General features: G+C 36.7%; 18 protein-coding genes. 12 read left to right on the top strand and 6 right to left on the bottom strand.

The genetic code is table 11. The annotated features are described in order from the left end of the window. Positions 1–3: 3 nt before the first annotated feature. From nrfD to FLS47_RS08130, 3 genes are read right to left on the bottom strand one after another with little or no spacing between them, the layout of a single operon-like run. Positions 4–1,485, bottom strand: coding sequence for an NrfD/PsrC family molybdoenzyme membrane anchor subunit (nrfD, locus tag FLS47_RS08140; protein WP_149913873.1), 1,482 nt, complete (start codon positions 1,483–1,485; stop codon positions 4–6). Between the two features lie 29 nt (positions 1,486–1,514). After that, the gene (locus FLS47_RS08135) at positions 1,515–4,520 is read right to left on the bottom strand and encodes a TAT-variant-translocated molybdopterin oxidoreductase (protein WP_149913872.1); all 3,006 of its coding nucleotides are present in this window, start codon (positions 4,518–4,520) and stop codon (positions 1,515–1,517) included. Between the two features lie 38 nt (positions 4,521–4,558). Beyond that, the gene (locus tag FLS47_RS08130) at positions 4,559–5,842 is read right to left on the bottom strand and encodes a cytochrome c3 family protein (RefSeq protein ID WP_149913871.1); all 1,284 of its coding nucleotides are present in this window, start codon (positions 5,840–5,842) and stop codon (positions 4,559–4,561) included. 415 nt (positions 5,843–6,257) lie between these two features. On the opposite strand from FLS47_RS08130, the gene FLS47_RS08125 reads away from it, so the two are divergent. Continuing rightward, a complete protein-coding gene (locus tag FLS47_RS08125; RefSeq protein ID WP_317131685.1) occupies positions 6,258–6,629 on the top strand; it encodes a methionine-R-sulfoxide reductase in 372 nt (123 codons plus the stop codon). Between the two features lie 3 nt (positions 6,630–6,632). Here the strand turns inward: FLS47_RS08125 and FLS47_RS08120 are convergent, their stop codons facing one another. Beyond that, the gene (locus FLS47_RS08120) at positions 6,633–7,619 is read right to left on the bottom strand and encodes a LacI family DNA-binding transcriptional regulator (protein WP_149913869.1); all 987 of its coding nucleotides are present in this window, start codon (positions 7,617–7,619) and stop codon (positions 6,633–6,635) included. 135 nt (positions 7,620–7,754) lie between these two features. Here FLS47_RS08120 and FLS47_RS08115 point away from each other — a divergent pair, with 135 nt between their 5' ends. Both FLS47_RS08115 and FLS47_RS08110 read left to right on the top strand, forming a co-directional pair. Then, positions 7,755–10,013, top strand: a complete 2,259-nt coding sequence (locus tag FLS47_RS08115; protein WP_149913868.1) for a GH92 family glycosyl hydrolase — start codon at positions 7,755–7,757, stop codon at positions 10,011–10,013. A 67-nt stretch (positions 10,014–10,080) separates the two neighbouring features. Further along, positions 10,081–10,401 (top strand): DUF493 domain-containing protein, encoded by a 321-nt coding sequence (locus tag FLS47_RS08110; protein ID WP_149913867.1) that lies wholly within the window; start codon positions 10,081–10,083, stop codon positions 10,399–10,401. Positions 10,402–10,463: 62 nt separating this feature from the next. On the opposite strand, the gene FLS47_RS08105 is transcribed toward FLS47_RS08110, so the two are convergent. Beyond that, complete coding sequence (locus FLS47_RS08105) at positions 10,464–11,291, bottom strand: glycogen/starch synthase (RefSeq protein ID WP_149913866.1); 828 nt, start codon at positions 11,289–11,291, stop codon at positions 10,464–10,466. A 146-nt stretch (positions 11,292–11,437) separates the two neighbouring features. On the opposite strand from FLS47_RS08105, the gene panC reads away from it, so the two are divergent. The 7 genes from panC to FLS47_RS08070 all read left to right on the top strand — a co-directional run bounded on the left by panC (position 11,438) and on the right by FLS47_RS08070 (position 17,390). Continuing rightward, a complete protein-coding gene (gene panC / locus FLS47_RS08100; RefSeq protein WP_149913865.1) occupies positions 11,438–12,289 on the top strand; it encodes a pantoate--beta-alanine ligase in 852 nt (283 codons plus the stop codon). A 39-nt stretch (positions 12,290–12,328) separates the two neighbouring features. Next, on the top strand, positions 12,329–12,679 hold the full coding sequence (gene panD, locus FLS47_RS08095) for an aspartate 1-decarboxylase (RefSeq protein ID WP_149913864.1): 351 nt from the start codon (positions 12,329–12,331) through the stop codon (positions 12,677–12,679). Between the two features lie 13 nt (positions 12,680–12,692). Further along, a complete protein-coding gene (locus FLS47_RS08090) occupies positions 12,693–13,055 on the top strand; it encodes a hypothetical protein (protein WP_223225188.1) in 363 nt (120 codons plus the stop codon). A 181-nt stretch (positions 13,056–13,236) separates the two neighbouring features. Continuing rightward, on the top strand, positions 13,237–15,477 hold the full coding sequence (locus FLS47_RS18775; RefSeq protein WP_317131684.1) for a TonB-dependent receptor: 2,241 nt from the start codon (positions 13,237–13,239) through the stop codon (positions 15,475–15,477). A gap of 17 nt (positions 15,478–15,494) precedes the next feature. Beyond that, positions 15,495–15,983, top strand: a complete 489-nt coding sequence (locus FLS47_RS08080) for a thioredoxin family protein (RefSeq protein ID WP_149913863.1) — start codon at positions 15,495–15,497, stop codon at positions 15,981–15,983. A gap of 83 nt (positions 15,984–16,066) precedes the next feature. Next, entirely contained in the window at positions 16,067–16,735 is a 669-nt protein-coding gene (locus FLS47_RS08075; protein ID WP_188347388.1) for an FKBP-type peptidyl-prolyl cis-trans isomerase, read from the top strand. A gap of 61 nt (positions 16,736–16,796) precedes the next feature. Beyond that, positions 16,797–17,390, top strand: coding sequence for an FKBP-type peptidyl-prolyl cis-trans isomerase (locus tag FLS47_RS08070; RefSeq protein WP_149913861.1), 594 nt, complete (start codon positions 16,797–16,799; stop codon positions 17,388–17,390). Between the two features lie 33 nt (positions 17,391–17,423). On the opposite strand, the gene gldB is transcribed toward FLS47_RS08070, so the two are convergent. Continuing rightward, positions 17,424–18,461 carry a gliding motility lipoprotein GldB gene (gene gldB / locus FLS47_RS08065; RefSeq protein WP_149913860.1) on the bottom strand — a complete coding sequence of 346 codons (1,038 nt, stop codon included), beginning with the start codon at positions 18,459–18,461 and terminating at the stop codon, positions 17,424–17,426. Positions 18,462–18,508: 47 nt separating this feature from the next. On the opposite strand from gldB, the gene FLS47_RS08060 reads away from it, so the two are divergent. Further along, complete coding sequence (locus FLS47_RS08060; protein ID WP_149913859.1) at positions 18,509–19,162, top strand: porin family protein; 654 nt, start codon at positions 18,509–18,511, stop codon at positions 19,160–19,162. Positions 19,163–19,254: 92 nt separating this feature from the next. After that, positions 19,255–20,043 (top strand): NAD(+) synthase, encoded by a 789-nt coding sequence (nadE, locus tag FLS47_RS08055; RefSeq protein WP_149913858.1) that lies wholly within the window; start codon positions 19,255–19,257, stop codon positions 20,041–20,043. Positions 20,044–20,054: the final 11 nt, after the last annotated feature.

Raw genomic sequence — 20,054 nt, 5'->3', positions numbered from 1 at the left:
CTATTATTTTTTACGTAATGCGTTAATTTCCTCTTGTGATACTGAATCGTATTTCTCCAATGATTTTTTGAAGAATTCTACTTGATCTTCTGGGAATGCTCCTTCTTGGATCAACTTAGTTTTATGTTGTAAGCTAGAACTTTTCAATAATAACTTAACCTCAGCGATTGCGATACCTGGTAAGAAACGTAAGAACAATAAGAATAATACAAAGAATAAACCAATCGAACCTACAAAGATACCTACGTCAACCCATGTTGGGTAGAACATTGCCCATGATGATGGCAAGTAATCACGGTGTAATGAAGTAACGATAATTACGAAACGCTCGAACCACATACCAATATTTACAATGATTGACAATACCCAAGAGATAGGAATACTTGTACGTATTTTTTTGAACCAGAACAATTGAGGTGAAATTACGTTACATGTCATCATCGCCCAATAAGCCCAAGCGTACGGACCAGCAACACGGTTTGCAAAAGCATACATCTCATATTCAGAACCCGAATACCAAGCAATGAACAACTCTGTCAAATATGCAACACCTACGATAGAACCTGTCACCATGATGATTTTGTTCATCGACTCGATGTGGAACATCGTGATGTAGTGCTCAAAGTTTAATACTTTACGTAAGATTAATAATAATGTTTGTACCATCGCAAAGCCTGAGAAAATCGCACCTGCCACGAAATATGGAGGGAAGATTGTCGTGTGCCATCCTGGAATCACAGATGTCGCAAAATCCATAGATACGATAGTGTGTACCGAAAGTACAAGTGGTGTAGAAATACCTGCCAAAATTAATGACACGATTTCAAAACGTTGCCAAGTTTTTACTGAACCATTCCATCCGAATGAAAAGATAGAGTAGATTCTTTTTCTTAAACCTGAAGCACGGTCACGTACTGATGCGATATCTGGTAATAATCCACAGTACCAGAATACCAATGATACAGTGAAATATGTAGAGATCGCGAACGCATCCCATACTAATGGTGAGTTAAAGTTTACCCATAATGAACCAAACTGATTCGGAAGTGGGAAAATCCAGTATGCTAACCAAGGACGTCCCATGTGCGCTACAACGTAAGTTGCGGCACAAATTACGGCGAAAATCGTCATCGCTTCCGCAGAACGGTTGATGGAGTTACGCCAGTTTTGACGGAATAATAATAATACGGCTGAGATAAGTGTACCCGCGTGACCGATACCTACCCACCATACGAAGTCGGTGATATCCCATGCCCAACCTACTGTTTTGTTTAGACCCCAAGCACCGATACCCGTCCAAAACGTGTATCCAACGCTAATAACCCATAACATAGCTCCACAAGCAGCTACGATAAATCCAATCCACCAAGCCTTGTTGGGTTTATTTTCAACCGGTAGTAAGATATCATCCGTAATTTGTGCATACGTGATGTCCTTACCGGTCATTAATGGTTCTCTTAATATTGATTCGTTATGCGATGACATAGTTGTTTTATTTCAAATAAAGAATAAAATTATGCTTCAAATGTGTTTCTAACTTTAGTCATGTAACCGATATTCGGTTGAACATTGATCTCTTCTAACACATAGTAAACACGCTCATTGCGTAATGCTCTTGAAACTTCTGATTCTGGATCATTAGCATCACCGAAGATAATAGCGTTTGCCGAACATGCAGCTTGACAAGCCATTTTCACATCTCCGTCTACCAACTTACGGTTTTCCATTTTAGCTGTTAATTTACCAGCTTGGATACGTTGAATACACATTGAACATTTCTCCATCACACCACGAGAACGTGTTGTTACATCTGGATTCAATACTAATTGTGTAAACTCATTATTCAAGTAGTTATCAAAGCGTGAATCATTCCAGTAGTTGAACCAGTTGAAACGACGCACTTTGTATGGACAGTTGTTTGCACAGTAACGAGTACCGAAACATCTGTTGTAAGCCATGTGGTTAAGACCCTCTGAAGAGTGTACTGTAGCTAATACAGGACATACAGTCTCACAAGGAGCATGCTCACAGTGTTGACACAACATTGGTTGGTGAACTACTGTTACATTCTCGAAGTCTTGAACATTTGCTATATCGTTCTCTTTTGTGAATTTCGAACCATTCTCTTCGATAGTATAGTAACGGTCAATACGTAACCAGTGCATCTCACGACGACGACGAACCTCGTCACGACCTACTACTGGGATATTGTTTTCAACGTTACATGCTACGATACAAGAACCACAACCTGTACATGCATTCAAATCAATAGCCATCACCCATTTGTGACCTGGTTGCTCATATTTATTCCACAAATCATACGTTTTGTGTGAATCAGCGAAACGTCCAGATTCTGAGTTAGGATCTTTTTGGTATTTCGCGAAAGTAGTTTCGCGAATGATGTTACGACCTTCAATTGTATGGTGTGTTTGAGTTTGTGCTAACTCGTATGTTCCAACAGCTTTAGAAACTGAAGCTTTAGCCGCAAATTGAACCGTACCATTAATTAATGAAGCTAATGGATAAGCATTTTTACCTACATTATCACCAGCCTTACCTACTGAAGTGCGACCATAACCAACAGCTACAGAAACTGTACCCATTGCTTGACCTGGTTGCAATACAACTGGTAATTCGATAGATTTACCGTTAGCTTCAACTGTAACTTTGCCATTCTCACCTAAACCTAATTGCTCAGCAAATTTAGGGTTGATAGCAGCATAGTTATCCCAAGTTACTTTTGATACTGGATCAGGAAGTTCTTGCAAATATGCGTTGTTAGCGTAACGACCATCGCGCAATGTAGTAGATTCGTATAATTTCAATTCTACATCACCAGCGATTTTTTTCGAATCAGCAACAATGACTGAAACTACTGAAGCCAGATCTACGTTAGCTGAATAAGCTGAACCAGCAGCTGTTGCTTTAGAAATATAACCTGCTTGTAATACTTCTTTCCACGACTTACCAGTTCCTGCTAAAATATTAGTTTCCCAATTTTGTCTTACGAAATCATAAATGTTCGTAGTCTCACCTGCCCATACTAAGAAAGATTGCTCAGCTTGACGTGTGTTATAAATTGGGTTAATTGTTGGTTGAACAACTGTAAATACACCTTCTTTTGCTGAAGCATCACCCCATGACTCTAAATAGTTAGGAACTGGTGCAATTGCTTTTAATAAAGAAGCTGTTTCATCTTTACGGTCTGCGAATGATAACGTAAAGTCAACTTTCTTAATAGCTTCTTCAACATCGGCTGAATTGAAGTAGTTATAAACAGGGTTACTGTTCAAGAATAATGCTACACCTACTTGACCACCTTTAGCAGCAGTTAAGAATTGTTGGAAAGCAGCATCCGAACCTTGGTATTGTTTCGAGTAATTATCTAAATCGATAATTGCGCCGTAAGCACCCAATTGTGTATTGATAGCGTTTACTAATGATTGAATATTCACATCATTTGCGCCTGCTACTACTACTGCAGCACCTTTAGAAGCAACTAATTCTTTAGCTACTAATTTGATAGCTGTTTGTGCTTTTGCATTTGTCGTACCACCTGTTACAGATTGACCAGTGATTTCATTGTACAATGAAATCAAGACAGCACCTTCTTCCGAAGGCTTAATCGCGATACGCACATCTGCATTCGAACCTGTCATCGATAGACCTGACTCGAATTGGATATGACGTGACATTTTACCATTTTTCAATGATTTGTAGTCACGATTTTTGATGAAATCTTGTGAATGTTCTTCACCTGACAACCATGAACCTAAGAAGTCCGCAGCTACTGAAACTACAACCTGTGCATTACCGAAATGGTAAGAAGGTACTACAGCTTTGCCAAAAGAATTTTTATTTGCCTCAATAATACCACTGTAAGAAACAGCATCTACTTGCACTAATGAAGTAGTCGGATATTTAGCTGTTAATTTAGCGATAGAAGCTAAAGTTGACGGAGAATTAACTGTTGTCGATACGATAGCAATTTGTTTTCCAGCTTGTGCAGCTTTATTCAAAGCAGCGATTACTGTGCCATCTAATTTAGACCACTCTACATCTTTACCGTCTAATTGGGGATTTTGTAATTTAGACATGTCGTAAAGATCCAATACCGAAGCTACTGTAGTAGCATCTGTACCTTGCGTCAAACCAACCCCATTTGGATTTGGCTCGATAAAGATTGGACGACCTTCACGTGTTTTTACTAAAATACTTTGTCCATTGAATGATGAAGCATAATAGTTAGGAATACCTGGAGTGATTTCCTCCGGCTTAATTACATAAGGAACAGCTTTGTGAACCGGTGTACGGTTACACGCTGCCAATGTAACAGCTCCCAAACCAAAACCTAAAGCCTTCAAGAAATCACGACGTGGTGTTCTTGTACTTAAGCCTGCTTCGTTTAATACATCTTCTACAGGAATAGGCTCAGCAAATTCACTCTTACTTTCTTTCACGAAAGCAGGAGTTTGATTTAACTCTTCTAAACCTTTCCAATATTTTTTATTGCTATCCATTTAAGCTGTATATAAGATTGCGTTTTCCTAATTAATTATTAATAGTGACACTTACCACACTCTAATCCACCGATCATCGCAGCTGTCATCTTCTCTCCTTTTTTCAATTTCTCGTGCGCTTCGATCAACTGATCATAGTATTTATTATCAGCATTTACTTCTGTAGTCTTATGACAGTCCACACACCACTTCATTGTCAATGGAGAATATTGATAAACTTCTTCCATAGACTCAATCGGACCGTGACAAGTTTGACATTCCAAACCTGCAACACTAACGTGTTGAGAGTGATTGAAATAAGCAAAATCTGGCAAGTTGTGAATTCTAACCCACTCGATAGGACGAGGATTATTTCCATACTCACGTGTATCTGGATTCCAATCTACAGCGCGGTACAACTTCATAATCTCAGGAGAAGTTTCGCCATCGTAATGATCTGCAGCAGTAACCGTGTTATGACAGTTCATACATACGTTTGCCGAAGGAATGGATGCGTTCTTAGATTTGTACGCACCACCGTGACAATATTGACAATCAATTTGATTTACACCAGCATGTACTTGGTGAGAGAATTTAATTGGTTGAACTGGTTTATACCCAGTATGTACACCAACATTCCACATTGTCTGCCATCCCAAAACAGCCAACAACGCCACAACCATCAATGCTGTAAACCCAACTAACTTCTTATTCTTTAAGAATTTTTGCGCAAACTTAACTTTATCCGATTCTTCATGAGCCTCATTACGTGCTTTAGCAGCTTCAATTGCAGCAGCGTTATTAGCGATTACCTTCTCCAAAGTCTTGATAACACGACTTAAAATTACGATAACACCAACAGCCAACAACAAAATAGCAGCAACACCAAGAATCATCAATGTGTTTGCATCAGAACTCGCAGCAGCTTCAGCAGTAGCACCACCTTTATCACCACCAGCAGCAGCTTTCGCCTCCTCTTCTTTCACATACGCAATGATTCCTTTAATTTGATCATCTGAGAATTGTGTAAAAGCCGGCATCGCCACTTTGTTCCATTCTTCAAAAATCTGATTAGCAACGGGATCACCAGAAGCAATCAAAGCACCTGAATTTTTAATCCACTTCACCAACCACTCTTCAGAATGTCTTTCTGACATTCCAGCTAATGCAGGACCTGTCATTTTTCTGTCTACCTTGTGACAAGCAGTACAGTTTGCCTTAAATAACGCCGCACCTTCCTTAGCATCCTGCGCATTCGACGACATCGTAACAGCAAATAACAACACCAAACTAACGGATATTGACTTTGCAAATCTTCCCAATACGGATGAGATATTTCTCATATTTAGCACTTTATACTATTTAATTATGAATATAAAAATTACTTCTCCTCTTGTCAGAAGGGTTCACACCCATCAAACAATGCACAAAAGTATAACTTTATAAGCAATCCCTGACAATTTAATGACGCAAATTGTCAATTTAAAATCATTCTAAATAAAGCACTTTTATGCCAATAATTAACTTTAAAAGCCATTATTCAGCGGTTTACAATAACTTTGATATGGGATAATACAAAGAAATATCATCAGAAACATTTTTTTATTTCGTTTGTCATTTATTGTACAGTAAAATACATATATTTTGACCGTTATGCACTATAAAATATTAAATATTTTGTTGCTTGTGATCGTATTAATTACGCAATCCTGTCAACAACAAAAGAAACAAATCTATAAAACAGTAAAAACAGAAAATATGGATACCACAAATTACAACAAACTTACAGCAGAAGAAGAATACGTTATTCTACATAAAGGGACAGAAAGACCTTTTTCCGGAGAATTATTAGATAATAAAGAAAAAGGCACGTATATCTGTAGAAGATGCGATGCACCACTTTACAAATCTCAAGACAAATTCGAATCGCACTGTGGTTGGCCAAGTTTTGATGACGAAATACCAGGAGCCGTAAAACGCGAAGTTGACGCCGATGGCAGACGCGTTGAAATATTATGCAATAAATGTGGCGGACATCTTGGACATGTTTTCGAAGGCGAAGGCTTTACTGTAAAAAACACCAGACATTGCGTGAATTCAATTTCAATGAAATTTGTTCCGGGTGAATAAAACTTAGCGTGCTATCAAATTACAAGGAACAATTACATGTTCGATCTTGTCAAGTTTTCCATTAATTTGTTGCACTAAAATACGAACTACCTCTTGCGCTATTTCTTGGATATTCTGAGAAATAGCCGAAACAGGTGGATTGACTAATCCAAAAGTTGTATTCTCATCAAAAGAAATCAGCTTATCAACAGTCAAATCATATTTTTTGATGGCTTTAAGACCGTTTATTGCCAAATAATTCGTTGCAAATAAAACAGCATCCAATTTATTATCTGCTATAAAGTCTTTCATCTGTAAGACAACCTCGTCTTCGGATTGCGCAGGATTAATTTTCTTTACCAACAAATCCATCCCAATAGTATCAACTGCTTTCATGTAGCCCTCCAAGCGACCTTTCATTTGAGATTGCGTACTATTGGTCGTCACAAAACCAATGCGTTTAGCATTTTTTTGTTCCAATAAAAATAGAGTTCCTTGATAAGCACCTTCCACGTTTTCCGAAATCACAGTATGCGTTTCAACATCCGCTAAGGGTCTATCAAATAAAACCACAGGAACTGAGCTTTTTAATAAATTATTAATATCATCACTAAGACCTTCTGTTGGAGCAATAATGAATCCATCGATTTGACGGTCGTAGAAAAGCTGAATTAATTCCTTAGCGCGCTGTTCATCATTTTTCATACTACAATAAATAATATGATACCCGTGGTCATACGCCAACTTCTCAATACGATCTGCAATATTTGCAAAAAATGGATTTGAAATATCTTCTACCAAAAGCCCAATACTCTTTGATTTTCCCGTACGCAAACTTTTTGCAAGTTGATTAGGTTTGTAATCGACTTTCTTTACATAATCTAGCACTCTTTTGGTTAATGCATCGCTAATACGCTTCTCTTTTGCTTTACCATTCAAGATAAAAGAAACAGTAGTAACAGATACCCCAAGATTATTAGCTATATCACTAATGGAAAGTCTTTTCTTCATATTTCTAAAATAATTGATAAATAGATTCTCCTAATCTAATCAAATCTTTCAAAAATTGTGAAATAAAATGATGTTATATTTGCTAAAAGGTTTTATCTTACAACAATTTTAGTACATTTTAATTTAAAACCTATTATGAGAAAGATATTTAGATCAGCGTTGGCTGTATTTGTATCCATTTCTTCTAGTTCAATTCTGAATGCGCAACAAACGGATTTCACCCAATTTGTTAATCCATATATTGGTTCTGCAGACCACGGACACGTTTTTGTAGGCGCAAATGTGCCCAATGGCGCTGTACAATTAGGACCAAGCCAAATATCGCAAACATGGGACAAATTCAATGGCTGGGATTGGTGTAGTGGCTATAATTACAAAAGTGAAGAAGTCCTAGGTTTTACCCACACCCATTTGAGTGGAACGGGCATTGGAGACCTAAACGACATTTTGATTTTACCAGCTAATGGCAAACATCATATCCATCAAGCACCATTCAAAAATATGAATGAAGGATACGGATCTAAGATTAGCAAAGCGAATGAATCTGTTTCTCCAGGATATTATAAAGTATTATTGGAAGATTACGATATCTTGGCAGAATTAACGTCTTCCGAACGAGTTGGCTACCACAAATATACTTTTAACAAAAAGGACAACCCACACTTATTGATAGACCTGTCTTTCAAGATGAATTGGGATAAACCAACAGACACCTACCTGAAAGTCGTTAATGATTCCACTATCGTAGGCTACAGATTCTCTACAGGATGGGCTAACGATCAAAAAATATATTTTGCTATAAAATCAAATACAAAATTCACTAAAGTAGATTTGTACAACGACAGCACCGCTGTGACCGGATACCAAATAGCAAAGGGTTTAGGAATGAAAGCAATTCTTTCTATTAATCCTACTAAAGCGGTGGAACTAAAGGTCGGCATTTCGCCAGTTAGCACGGTAAATGCATTAGAAAATATAGCAGCAGAAATTCCATATTGGGATTTCGAAAAAGCTAAAAATCAGACTAAATCAAAATGGAATCAAGCTTTAGGTAAAATAGACTTCAAAGCAGATGATAATACAAAAACTATTTTCTACACTGCATTATATCATTCTTACTTCGCTCCTACAGTATTTAGCGATGTAAACGGTGATTATATGGGAACAGATAAGCAAGTTTACACCGACAAAAGCCATCAGAATTATACGGTATTTTCGCTTTGGGATACGTATCGTGCATTACATCCTCTCATGACTATCCTAGAGGAAACAAAAAGTAAAGACTATGTGAGTTCCATGTTGAAAATTTACCAGCAACAAGGAAAACTTCCAGTGTGGCACTTGTGGGCTAATGAAACAAATACCATGGTAGGCCTACCAGCTATTCCTGTGATTGCTGATGCAATTTTGAAAGGAATAGTAGACAAAAACGAATTAGAGTTAGCTTACGAAGCAATAAAAACAACAGCAATGGGAACAGATTTCGGATTGAAATATGTCCGTGATTTGAAACATATTCCAATCGAATACATGAATCACGAATCTGTAGCATGGGCTTTAGAATATGCTATTGCAGACTTTGGAGCCTACCAAGCTGCCAAATTTTTGGGAAAAACTGAAGATGCTTCTTATTTCGAAAAACGCTATAAATTGTACGAGCAATATTTTGATAAAGAAGTCGGTCATTTTTTGGGACGTCATGAAAACGGCAATTTCAGAAGACCTTTTGATCCGTTGATGGCTAAACACCGTGCAAATGATTATTGCGAAGGAAATGCATGGCAATATACTTGGCTCGTACCGCAAGATGTACACGGATTGATTAACCTATTCGGTGGAGAGAAGAATTTCATAAATAAATTGGATGAATTTATTGCCTTACCAGAGTATTTGAACGATGCCTCACCGGACATCTCGGGGATGATTGGGCAATACGCTCAAGGTAACGAACCCAATCATCATGTTCCATATCTATATGCGTATGCAGGTGAACAATGGAAAGGTGCAGCACTGGTTCATGAAGCAATGACTAAATATTACACCAATGAACCTACTGGAATATGCGGCAATGATGATGTCGGTCAGATGAGTGCTTGGTATGTATTCTCTTCGATGGGTATTTACCCAGCAAATCCAATGGATGGCAAATATGTATTTGGTTCACCGCTAATGGAACAAGCTTCAATTAATTTACCTAGCGGAAAAACATTTCACATTAAGGTCAAAAACCACGGTAAAAACAACATTTACATAAATAAAGTTACACTCAACGGAAAAAGCCACGAAAACAGCTTTATCACGCATAATGACATCATCAACGGTGGGGAATTAGTATTCGAAATGTCTGCCAAACCAAACAAAAAGTTCGGCTCAAATAAGACATTTCGTCCTTAAGCACTGCCATAATAGCAACGGCACGCAAATTGCCTATATACCCGAAAGAAATAGAAAGGATATTACAATGAGTGACTTCAACAACATCAACATCACAGATATAAATGACAACAATGGTGCTGATTTTTACAACAGCTTCAGGCAAAAATTAATTGATATAGAACAATTTCCTTCTATCTATACCTTTAAATTTATTTTACCAGTAATAGAAAATAAAAGAGAAGATGTAGAGAAGATATTTGATCATCCTAGCACAAAGATATCAATCAAAGAATCTTCAACAGGAAAATACAATTCTTTGACAGTGGAAACTTATGTGAATTCTGCGGATGCTGTAGTAGATTACTACAAAAAAGTCGCCGCTATAGAAAAAGTCATCATGTTATAACACATAAAAAAGGCTTTCCGAATTCGGAAAGCCTTTTTTATGTTAAAATCACCTAAGTGATATTACGCTTCTACTTCTTCTGAAGCAAACTCTTCATACAATGTAGAGAATCCTTCGTAATCTTCTGCAGATTCAGGTGAGAATACACGAATGTTTTGCTCTTCAACAAATTTCAATACCTCAGCATTCAAATTATCATCAGCTTTCACGACGATATCTGTATACGTCAATGCACCTTTGTACACATCCGCATAGCTTCCTGAACCGTACACTGCAGCATCTTCTGCACTTACGTCTTCTTGTGCTGCCAATTCACCATACTTCGCAGTCAATGTATCTTGACCAAAGTCAGCATCTTCATTGAACAACGAATAGAATACTTTCGCATCTTTGAATGTAGGATCATTGTGATACACTTTTTTCAAGTACAATGGAATCATTGCTGTGAACCAGCCATGACAGTGTACTACATCTGGAGACCATCCTAATTTCTTAACAGTCTCAAGTGCTCCTTTGCAGAAGAATAACGAACGCTCGTTATTGTCCTCAAAGAATTTTCCACTCTCATCTCTGAACACCTTTTTACGTTGGAAGTATTCCTCATTATCTAAGAAATAAACCTGCATACGTGCCGCTGGCAATGATGCTACTTTAATGATTAATGGATTATCGTTATTATCCACCACTATATTCATTCCCGACAACCTTATCACCTCGTGTAGACGATTTCTGCGCTCATTAATATTACCAAAACGTGGCATTAGAATTCGAATTTCAAATCCTTTTTCTTGCATTGCTTGTGGTAATTGGCGTGTTATTTCAGAAATTTTACTTATTTCAAGGAAAGGCGACATCTCGTGGGTAATAAACAATATTTTCGTTTTAGCCATCTCCAATTGTTTTTTTTATTATTTGAACAGTAAAATCGGTCTACAAAGATACGAATAATAAACAGATTTTACAATTCTTTGTAATTTATAGCTTTCTAATTACAAATTTATTATGCAATTTTGCGCCCTATTTTACCCATACCGATATGGAAATTTTCAATACCCAAAAAGCACTTCGCGACTACCTTATTCAGCCGCGTGCGCAACAACAGAAAATAGCTTTAGTTCCTACCATGGGCGCACTTCATGAAGGACATATGTCTCTGATTGTTGAAGCAAAAAAACACGCCGATTTAGTGGTATGTAGTATCTTCGTAAACCCTACCCAATTCAACGATCCAAAAGACTTAGAAAAATATCCTCGACCTATAGAAAAAGACATTAAACTTTTAGAAGAACAGGGTTGTGATATTTTATTTCTCCCTTCGGTCGAAGAAATGTATCCGGAGACAAATGAAGAATGGCACATTGATCTGGGGAGACTTGATCAAATCTGGGAAGGCGCACAACGACCAGGGCATTTTCAAGGCGTTACGCAGATCGTTTACAAATTATTCAAACTTGTAAATCCAGATGTAGCTTGTTTTGGGCAAAAAGATTTTCAGCAGGTCATGGTGGTTCAGCGCATGATCGAAATCAAAGATTTGAACATCGAACTTATCATATGCCCTATTATTCGCAGTGACAAAGGACTGGCGTTAAGCTCGAGAAATGCGCGACTTTCCGAAGAAGGAAAAACGAAGGCTTTAGTTCTTTTCAACACCTTGAAAACAGTAAAACATGCCTTCAATGAAAATGTTACACTTGGCGAATTACAAAATATAGCTGAAGATATGATTGCTGCAAATCCTGCAATCGAATTGGAATACTTTGCTATTAGCGAGACGCGTACACTGGAAAAAGCAGAATTCGTCGAAGCAGGCAAGCAGTATGTAGCACATGTTGTGGCTTGGATAGAGGGCGTTAGGCTCATAGACAACATGTTGTTGAACGATTAATGACATTTAGATTTTAAATATAAAGCGTAACTTTGCAATATGATGATTGAAGTAATGAAATCCAAAATTCACCGTGCACGTGTCACACAAGCCGAGTTGAATTATGTTGGAAGTATTACCATCGATGAAGATTTGATGGATGCAGCAGATATACTTGCTAATGAGAAGGTACAAATCGTAAATAACAATAACGGCGCAAGGTTAGAAACTTATGTGATACCTGGAGAACGTGGCACAGGCACAATCTGTTTGAATGGTGCGGCGGCGCGAATGGTGCAAGTTGGTGATATCGTAATCATTATTTCTTATGCCCTGATGGATAGAGAGGAAGTTAGAGCGCACAAACCGAGATTGGTTTTCCCTGACGATAATAATAGACTAATAAAATAAGCATATAGCATTTGTGATAAATACTATTTCAACATATCGCAGACTCATCGCCTCACTATTAGCGTGTTGGATGACGTTAATTGTGATAAGCGGAATAGTATTTATGCACAAAGAGGTTACTTCAAAAGGTAAAATTGTCACGCACATTCACCCTTATGATTTTACCAACAAAAATAAACATCAGCACAAAAGTGACGCGGAGATTCACTTTTTGGATATACTTTTCCAAGGCACATTTATTGAAAGTGATTTCATTACTTTCGAAGTTCCAATTATCTCCGAATTCTCCCTTAAAAATGAATCTTCATACAGCAGTATTTTAAATGCTGTCGCCATATTTCACGCTTACTTGCGTGGCCCTCCCACCCTTGTCTAATGATTCTTAACGTGTTGCAAGCTATAATTATGGTTTGTGATTTGACCTTTTTGATTAAAATCAATAATTAAATTGATGCTATTCTTCTGCTTTGGAATTACACCTAATGTGTAGTTCTAATTGCATCGTAAATGGTATCCAATTGCCGAACATTTTACTAATCTTAAACAAGAAATTATTTATGTCACAATATATGAAAAGTGGTATGCTGACTGTACTTTTAGTTAGCTTCGCTTTTATTCTTCATGCACAAAACGTATTAAAAGGAACTATTAAGGATTCAGATGGAAATCCAATCGTAAATGCAACTGTTTCGGTAGACGGAACTAAAGTGTCTATTTCAACTGATAATGCGGGACAATTTTCACTACACATACCAACAGGAAAAACAAAGTTAGCAGCACGTGCAGTCGGTTTTTTGATGATCAAGAAAGATATTGCGGCAGCAGATTATCAAAATGGAATTGAAATACTTTTAGAAAATGACAACCGTAATTTGGAGGAGGTTGTTGTCTCCGGCACATTAAAACAAGTTTCAAAATTAGATAGCCCTATTCCAGTTGAGGTTTTTACTTCTAAGTTTTTCCAAGCCAATCCTGCGCCTACGATTTTCGAATCGTTGCAAAATATAAATGGCGTTCGCCCACAAATCAACTGTAGTGTATGTAATACGGGAGACATTCATATCAACGGCCTAGAAGGGCCATATACGATGGTCTTGATTGATGGATTGCCAATTGTATCAGGACTTTCTACCGTATACGGGTTGAACGGTATTCCTCAAGCCTTAATCGAAAGAGTAGAAATTGTGAAAGGTCCAGCTTCGACGCTTTACGGTAGTGAAGCTGTCGGCGGATTAATCAATATCATCACAAAAAGCCCAAGTTCAGCACCTACTTTCAATTTGGAAACAATGGGTACTTCTTGGCAAGAATACAATTTGGATTTAGGAGGTAAAGTGAATGTAGGTACAGCGCAGTCATTAATCGGTGCCAACTACTTTAACTACAATAATCCTATTGACAAGAATGGCGATAATTTCACGGACGTAACTATGCAACAACGATTCTCGGTATTTAATAAATGGAACTTTTCTCGTAAAGACAATAAGGTGTTCACACTTGCGGGTCGTTATGTCTACGAAGACCGTTGGGGTGGAGAAATGAATTGGAGTAGACAATACCGCGGTGGAAATGAGGTGTACGGCGAAAGCATCTACACCAAACGTTGGGAAATGATGGGCGCGTATGATTTGCCAACAACAGAAAATTTGACATTCACTTTTAGTGTTAATGGTCATGACCAAAACAGTGTGTACGGTGAAACAAAATATTTGGCAGACCAAAAAATTGCTTTCGGTCAATTGACTTGGCGCAAAGAAATCCAAAATCACGATATTTTGACGGGGCTAGCGTATCGTTATACCTATTATAATGACAATACAGCAGCGACAGCCAAGGCTTCGAACACGCATTTGCCAGGTATCTTTGTACAAGATGAAATCACATTACATGGACAGCATAAACTTTTATTGGGTGCACGTCTGGATTATAATTCATTACACGGTACTATTTTATCACCTCGCATTAACTATAAATGGAATTCACGCGACAATACACAAGTTCTTCGTCTAGGTGTGGGTAACGGCTATCGTGTAGCAAACATTTTTACCGAAGACCATGCTGCGCTGACTGGGGCACGTGATGTGATATTCGTTGGCGACCTTAAACCAGAGACATCTTGGAATGGAAACCTTAATTATATCAAGAAGTTCTACATGGATGGCGGATCTGTATTTGCACTAGATGCGAGTGCATTTTACACGTATTTTGACAACAAAATTATTCCGGACTACGAAACTAATGTCAATCAAATCATCTATGAAAATCTAGATGGTCATGCCGTATCCAAAGGATTATCCCTAAACTTAGATTGGGCACACACGAGCGGTCTAAAAGCGATGATAGGCGCCACAGTAATGGATGTTTATAGTGTAGAAAATAATATCAAACAATGGCAAATGTTGACTGAGAAAGCAATGGGAACGTGGACAATTGGTTACAAGATCAAACGTGCTAACTTAAGTATAGACTATACTGGAAATGTGATTGGCGCAATGCGCTTACCAACTTTGAGTGTGGTAGGCGGAATTCAAGATCCTCGTCCAGATAAATCAAAAGCTTGGAGTATTCAAAATATTCAGTTGACCAAACATTTTAATAATGGTTTAGAAATATTTGGTGGTGTCAAAAATCTATTGAATTGGACACCTACCAAAGGTGGAATCGAAATTATATCTAGAGCTCATGATCCGTTCGAAAGAATTGATGATCCTAATTTATTGCCGTTCGATCCAAGTTATGTTTACGGTCCGAACCAAGGTATCCGTGGTTTCTTGGGCGTGCGGTATAATTTATTTTAAGAAAAAAACCACAAATTATGGGAACAAGATGTTTAACTCGGTTTCTTATAGTTATACTATTCATTTGTGCATGGCAAGTAAGTCATGCACAAATTTTACCAACTAAAATTGAACAAATAGATAGTCTAATGGCTAAACAGCCTAAACCTATCTTAGTTTTACTTTCTACAGACTGGTGTCAATACTGCGCTATGCAACATCGCCAAATCCAAAGAAATAAGAACTTTAAACAGAAGTCTGATCATTTCTATTTTGTAGATTTCGATGCTGAAAGCAAAGACAAAATCAAATTTCAAAACAAAGAGTACGTGTACAAGCCTACTGGTATCAACATTGGGACACATGAATTGGTTTTTGTTATGATTGGCAGCAACAAAATTTCATACCCATCATGGGTGTTATTAGACAAACAATATCAGCCAATCTTTAGGCATAATGGCCTTCTTAATCCGCAGCAACTTAATGAATTATTAGACGCTATCGTCGAAACTATCAAAAATAAATAGTGAAAAAGAAAAATATTTTAATTTCTTTGTAGCAAAATGTCCTTATGAGGCGTTTTATACCTATAAACTATTTTAATATTCTTATGAAAAACTTATTAGGCTTACTTACTGCATTTGCATTATTAGCAACGACATTCACTTCTTGTAATAAATCCGATGATTTCAATTATGAAGAACAAATAGAGGCCGCAAAAAAAGAGGAAAGAAAACAAGATTCTTTATTCACTGCACAAAAATCAATTATTGAAGCGTACGTAAGTAATAATTTCGGAGCTAACGCTATTGAAGATACAACCAAACACTATTTTCAGTATTTAGAAAAAAGTGTAAAAAGAGGTATTTGGTATGAAATTATTACTCCAGCAACGGATAATTCTTATGAATACAAATTGAACGCTAGTCAAAATGGTGTATTGTATCCAACTTGGAAATTAAAATATAAAGTAAATCTATTGACAAGCGAAACGCCTGTTTTATCGGATCTTGAAGGATCAAATTATAATTTGTCTTTATCGAATAGCAATAATATTTTTACGTCAGCTTGGGTTGTAGCTTTATTTCCAGCTAAATATAAAGTAAATGGTCAGGACATTAATTATGTCGGATTAACTAAAGATGGCGTAAAAAAAGGCACTAAAATTAGAGTAATAGTTCCTTCTATATATGCCTACGGAGCTCAAGGCTTGACTACGAAAAACATCCCTGCTAACGCCCCTTTAGTATACGAATTTGAAATTTTAGATATTCAGTAACAAAACAATAAAAAAGAGATAAAACATTACTATTTTATCTCTTTTTTATTAATTTAGAAGCATGAATTTTTTAAGACCAATATTTTACCTTACAGTACTCTCATTCTTATTTCTTTCCTGTGCAAAGGAAGAAATGTTTGATCCTATTGCTCAATTCGAAACTGAAAAGCCTATTATAAAATCATACGCCAACACAAATTATCCAGATATGGTCTACTCAAATGATGAGACAGGTATTTGGTATGAGGTGGTAGAACAAGGTGATGATAATAGTTATGAATACAAAACTATAGATGTCGTTAATAATTATGGGCAAACAGTTAAGACTGTTCAAATACCAACTATCACTGTGCGATATACAGGAAAATTAATTTCTAACAATATCGTTTTTGATTCAAATTTAGATAAATCAGAGCCGTTAGTAAGTAAACTAAATCAACTAATACCTGCTTGGTATTTTAGTTTTATACCAAAAAGTATAGGATCATCAGAGTTTGGTGGCTTAACAGCTCGAGGGTTAAAAAAAGGAAGTATTATACGAATAATCACACCTTCTTATTATGCATATGGGAATACAAGCAGGGGTTCTATTCCAGCTAATTCTCCACTGTTTTTTGAAATCGAAGTCATAGACATCAAAGATGATGTCCAATAATAAAAATGGTCAATCTTAAAAGATTGACCATTTTTATTTTCCTTTATATTTCGAACCTTCTAATATTTCCTGTGCATTGTCTATACCAAATAAATCTGTCAACGACAGTGAAGGATTTCTATCCATAAATTTTCGAACCATCATCCAGCCCATATACGATCCAAGTTTAGGTGCAGATTCATTCTTCTCCCCCAGTTCGGGTGTAAAGGGGGCTTCAGTGAAGTATTTTTGAATACGTAACATATCGGTACTGTACAACAGACTTTCTTGTAGAAACCAAGTCCATATATCGCTTTGATATTTTTGAGCCCATTGTATCTGTGCCTTAGTATACCCAATTTTTAAATCATCCGATACATTTTCTAGCATAATATCCATCGCGTACAATATCTTTCCATTGTAGACCATATGTTGCAATGTATTTTGTGTATTTTCAGGATGCGGATAAAGTTCTTCGCGCAATATGGTTTCTATAACCCGAGGTGTAATATTTTCGGGCGTAAATCGTCTAGAAATGTACAAAGGGATAGACTGCACAAGCGCTGGATAAAATTCCGAATCAGCCCCTAAGAACATATCCAAACCAACACCAACATAATTATCACCTAGTGGGGCCTGAAAAGCAAAGCCACTCACATACGATATTATCCGAGGTATATCATAAGTTGGAAAATAGTATTTAATATATTTAAAAGCTTTTGACAATTCCTTCTCTTGTTTATCCAAAGCAGGGTATACTTTAGCAACAGCCTTGTTTAAATCAATAAAATCTTTTTGTTTTAGTATTTGGGCTAAACTTTCTTTAATTCGTGAAGAGTCTTGGGGATGACCAATTTGCAACATATCTTGTACGTAATTCGTGTAAAACGCACCATACTTTTGTTGCCACTGCTTGTTCATTTTGGATATATCTTTCAATTTGAGGCTAGCAAGTTCCTTATCAAATCGCTCGATATGAATGTCTACCCCTATATTCGCTACATCTGGTCGATTTATTGTAGTTGTTTCACGACAAGATACTATAGTAACTATTAAAAAAAAGAAATACTTTTGTAGTGGTTTTAGTTTCATCAGTACAACGAAGTTAAGACCATAAATTTAAAACTAATAATATAAGTATGCTAAATTTTACAAAAACTACATTTGCGACATTAATGGCATTAGCTCTATTATTCACTACGAAAGTAAATGCGCAAGATTACTACACACGTACGCAAAACACTTCTGAAGATAAAAACTTCCGTTTAGGTCTTTCGATAAATCCAAATATCGGTTGGTTGCGTTATGATGATGATTATGAAGCAAGTGCTAAAGCAGGTTTTTCATATGGATTAGTTGCAGATTTGGGATTTGCTGATAATTACTATTTCTCTACAGGTTTATTAATCAATTCTATTGCTTCGAAGGTAGATTTTCCTAGTACAGGTGTAGATAGAGATAAAATTCGTTTGCAGTATGTAGAAATCCCTTTGACTATTAAATTGAAATCTGTTGAAAATGAAACAGGTAGATTTTATGGTCAATTTGGTTTCACCACTGGTTTTAAAGTTTCTGGAAAAGAAAAACTGGCTGGTGCGGATAAGAAACAATCTATCGATGGCGATGATTTATTCCGTTTAGGTCTACAAATCGGTGGCGGTAAAGAGTGGAAATTAAGTGATAACTTAGGTTTAATGACAGGTTTGACATTTAATAATGGATTTACAAGAGCAATCAAAGAAGGAAAACCAAAAACTTCATATGTAGCACTTAATTTTGGTCTTTTCTTTTAAAAGATTCATAAAAATTACATTAAAAACGAGGTTAATACGAATTCTATCTTTAAATTCGTATTAACCTCGTTTTATTTTAAAAGATTCCTAATATGCAAGCAGAAAAAATTATAGATAGAATTGTAATCTGGTTAAAAGATTACGCGAAACAAGCAAGAGTAAAAGGATTTGTAGTAGGTGTATCGGGTGGAGTAGATTCTGGCGTTGTTTCGACACTGTGTGCGATGACAGGTTTAGAAGTATTAGTGTTGCAAATGCCAATTCGCCAAAAAGCCGATCAAGTTGACCGTGCGTCGGAGCATATCGCCTATCTAAAATCAAAATTTTCGAATGTAAGAGGATTAAATCTTGATTTGACTTCTGCATTTGATGAATTAACCAATATTTTTGATGCAAATCAAGAAGATATTCCTAATCGAGATTTAGCATTAGCAAATACAAGATCACGCTTACGTATGTTGTCTCTTTACTATTATGGGCAGATCAATTCGCTATTAGTATGTGGCACCGGCAATAAAGTGGAAGACTTTGGTATTGGTTTCTACACCAAATACGGTGATGGTGGCGTAGATCTTTCGCCAATAGCTGATCTTTATAAGACCGAAGTGTATGCATTAGCTCGTGCACTTGAATTGCCAGAAAGCATCAAAAATGCGATACCAACGGACGGTCTATGGGATGCTGAACGTACTGATGAACAACAAATTGGTGCTACTTATCCAGAATTAGAAAAAATACAAAAAGAGTACGGTACAAAAACCGAAAGTGACTACAGTGGCAGAGATTTAGAAGTGTTCAAAATATTTGATAGAATGCATAAAGCTGCGCAACACAAAATTCAACCTATTCCTGTATGTGCAATTCCTGATGAATGGAGATAGTTGAAAAAATA

This window comes from Sphingobacterium cavernae, from assembly GCF_008520265.1.
GTDB classification, from domain to species: Bacteria; Bacteroidota; Bacteroidia; order Sphingobacteriales; family Sphingobacteriaceae; genus Sphingobacterium; species Sphingobacterium cavernae.
This window is presented reverse-complemented; position numbering and strand designations above follow the sequence as displayed.

What these genes read in the sequence shown, in the direction of transcription:
- nrfD (WP_149913873.1), bottom strand. Translation starts at nt 1,485, where the DNA reads ATGTCATCGCATAACGAATCAATATTAAGAGAACCATTAATGACCGGT.
- FLS47_RS08135 (WP_149913872.1), bottom strand. Translation starts at nt 4,520, where the DNA reads ATGGATAGCAATAAAAAATATTGGAAAGGTTTAGAAGAGTTAAATCAA.
- FLS47_RS08130 (WP_149913871.1), bottom strand. Translation starts at nt 5,842, where the DNA reads ATGAGAAATATCTCATCCGTATTGGGAAGATTTGCAAAGTCAATATCC.
- FLS47_RS08125 (WP_317131685.1), top strand. Translation starts at nt 6,258, where the DNA reads ATGGATACCACAAATTACAACAAACTTACAGCAGAAGAAGAATACGTT.
- FLS47_RS08120 (WP_149913869.1), bottom strand. Translation starts at nt 7,619, where the DNA reads ATGAAGAAAAGACTTTCCATTAGTGATATAGCTAATAATCTTGGGGTA.
- FLS47_RS08115 (WP_149913868.1), top strand. Translation starts at nt 7,755, where the DNA reads ATGAGAAAGATATTTAGATCAGCGTTGGCTGTATTTGTATCCATTTCT.
- FLS47_RS08110 (WP_149913867.1), top strand. Translation starts at nt 10,081, where the DNA reads ATGAGTGACTTCAACAACATCAACATCACAGATATAAATGACAACAAT.
- FLS47_RS08105 (WP_149913866.1), bottom strand. Translation starts at nt 11,291, where the DNA reads ATGGCTAAAACGAAAATATTGTTTATTACCCACGAGATGTCGCCTTTC.
- panC (WP_149913865.1), top strand. Translation starts at nt 11,438, where the DNA reads ATGGAAATTTTCAATACCCAAAAAGCACTTCGCGACTACCTTATTCAG.
- panD (WP_149913864.1), top strand. Translation starts at nt 12,329, where the DNA reads ATGATGATTGAAGTAATGAAATCCAAAATTCACCGTGCACGTGTCACA.
- FLS47_RS18775 (WP_317131684.1), top strand. Translation starts at nt 13,237, where the DNA reads ATGTCACAATATATGAAAAGTGGTATGCTGACTGTACTTTTAGTTAGC.
- FLS47_RS08080 (WP_149913863.1), top strand. Translation starts at nt 15,495, where the DNA reads ATGGGAACAAGATGTTTAACTCGGTTTCTTATAGTTATACTATTCATT.
- FLS47_RS08075 (WP_188347388.1), top strand. Translation starts at nt 16,067, where the DNA reads ATGAAAAACTTATTAGGCTTACTTACTGCATTTGCATTATTAGCAACG.
- FLS47_RS08070 (WP_149913861.1), top strand. Translation starts at nt 16,797, where the DNA reads ATGAATTTTTTAAGACCAATATTTTACCTTACAGTACTCTCATTCTTA.
- gldB (WP_149913860.1), bottom strand. Translation starts at nt 18,461, where the DNA reads ATGAAACTAAAACCACTACAAAAGTATTTCTTTTTTTTAATAGTTACT.
- FLS47_RS08060 (WP_149913859.1), top strand. Translation starts at nt 18,509, where the DNA reads ATGCTAAATTTTACAAAAACTACATTTGCGACATTAATGGCATTAGCT.
- nadE (WP_149913858.1), top strand. Translation starts at nt 19,255, where the DNA reads ATGCAAGCAGAAAAAATTATAGATAGAATTGTAATCTGGTTAAAAGAT.